At 42.8% G+C, this 1,823-nt stretch carries 2 protein-coding genes and 1 pseudogene; 2 read left to right on the top strand and 1 reads right to left on the bottom strand.

What is annotated here, in order from left to right:
• A partial coding sequence (locus ABYT07_RS20820; RefSeq protein WP_372993907.1) for a hypothetical protein occupies positions 1 to 691 on the bottom strand: 691 nt, incomplete at its 3' end.
• Between the two features lie 431 nt (positions 692 to 1,122).
• Here ABYT07_RS20820 and mobC point away from each other — a divergent pair.
• Together mobC and ABYT07_RS20810 are read left to right on the top strand one after the other, a co-directional pair.
• The gene (gene mobC / locus ABYT07_RS20815; RefSeq protein ID WP_372993906.1) at positions 1,123 to 1,479 is read left to right on the top strand and encodes a plasmid mobilization relaxosome protein MobC; all 357 of its coding nucleotides are present in this window, start codon (positions 1,123 to 1,125) and stop codon (positions 1,477 to 1,479) included.
• Positions 1,469 to 1,823 (top strand): annotated as a pseudogene (locus tag ABYT07_RS20810) (nuclease); the annotation flags it as partial. The gene mobC and the pseudogene ABYT07_RS20810, both read left to right, overlap by 11 nt.

Below are 1,823 nucleotides of genomic sequence, written 5' to 3'. Positions count from 1 at the left end.
CTTTTTCAGCAGCGGCTTTATCAGCAGCAGCTTTATCAGCAGCAGCTTTTTCAGCGGCAGCTTTTTCAGCGGCAGCTTTTGCAGCGGCAGCTTTTGCAGCGGCAGCTTTTTCAGCAGCGGCTTTATCAGCAGCAGCTTTATCAGCAGCAGCTTTTTCAGCGGCAGCTTTTTCAGCGGCAGCTTTTGCAGCGGCAGCTTTTGCAGCGGCAGCTTTTGCAGCGGCAGCTTTTGCAGCGGCAGCTTTTGCAGCGGCAGCTTTATCAGCAGCGGCTTTATCAGCAGCGGCTTTATCAGCAGCGGCTTTATCAGCAGCAGCTTTTTCAGCGGCAGCTTTCGCAGCGGCAGCTTTTTCAGCGGCAGCTTTTTCAGCAGCAGCTTTTTCAGCAGCAGCTTTTTCAGCGGCAGCTTTTGTAGCGACCAAGGTTTCTAAAGCAGTTTGAGCATTTGCTGCGTTGGCCTCTTTGTTGGCTTCGGCGTAAGCAGTTGCTTGTTTATCACTTAAGCCAGCTTTTTTAGCTTTATTAAGTAAAACTAGACGATTAGCCTCAATCTTTTGGGCAGCAGTAGACTGATCGGTTAATGGAGGTGTATTTGGATAGGTGTTTTTGTGACTACCACCGCTACTACATGCAGCAATACTTACTGCTAGGACAGTAAGAGCACTTACTTTTGATAAATACGTTAAAGACATTTTAATTCTTCCAATAATTTTACATTTGTAGATATATATCTTACTCGGTTGTTTCTAGTTCACATAGTATTTACTAAAATATATTCCATATTTGTATGTTTTATCTCTTTCTGAGTTCCCTTTAGTATCTATCTCTGATAGATGTCTTCATAAATAATAAAATAACCCCACTCTCAACTTATTTTTCTAAGGTATTGGTTTACTTAGTTTTTAAAACTTCAGTTAAAACAATTAAAATTTTAAATTCTATAAAAATCAAAAGCCTACGATAAGTTGAGATTGGCGTTAAAATAATAAAATAATATATGGGTCATAATATTTTTATTATTAAGCCAGCATATGCCGTCATTACAATCTACTTCGTTTCTTTACATTCTGGCATGCCGGTAAGGGGAAACCCCTTAACCCCAAAAACCTTACGGACGTTACCCATGAGCGATGAAAAACCGACCAAGGAAGTTAGAGATAGGCACATTCAAATACGCCTCACTGATAACGAGTTTAACGAGATCAAAGTTCGTGCCGGTGAATTGGGTACTTCCACTTTTTTGCGCCAGTTGGCATTGGGTCAAAAGATCGAACAGCCAAAACCAAAGGCTAAAAAAATCATTCACGCAGCTGATCCCGAATTGGTGCGTCATGTGGCATGGGTTGGTAACAACATGAACCAAATCGCCAAGCATCTGAACCTAGGCAACCAAGTAGACAATGAGGTGCTTATGACTTTGGTGAAGATACAAGCTGACCTTGATACTGAGCTACAAAGGATTATGAGCAATGATCGTTAAATTCTTTCGTCATGGCACCGGTGGTGGCAGTGCCGTCTTTGATTATTTGCTTGGCAGAGAAGGTGATCGCCCTGATGCCGAAATATTGCGCGGTGACGTAGAGCAGCAAAAGCTACTCATTGACTCATTAGAATTTAAGCGCCAGTACACCAGTGGTTGCTTGAGCTTTGAAGAAGCCCCTGATCATCTAACGAGCAAGCAAAAAAACGAGATCATGGACAGCTTTGAAGAGACGATTACCGCAGGGTTAGAGGCTGATCGGGTGAGCTTTGCATGGGTTGAGCACAGGGACAAAGGACGGCTTGAGCTGAACTTTGTCATTGCGAATGTTGATCTTGAGCATG

This window comes from Sulfitobacter sp. (assembly GCF_041552635.1).
In the GTDB taxonomy this organism is placed as follows: domain Bacteria; phylum Pseudomonadota; class Alphaproteobacteria; order Rhodobacterales; family Rhodobacteraceae; genus Sulfitobacter.
Note: the sequence above shows the minus strand (reverse complement) of the source record. Positions and strands in the feature narration are given on the sequence as shown.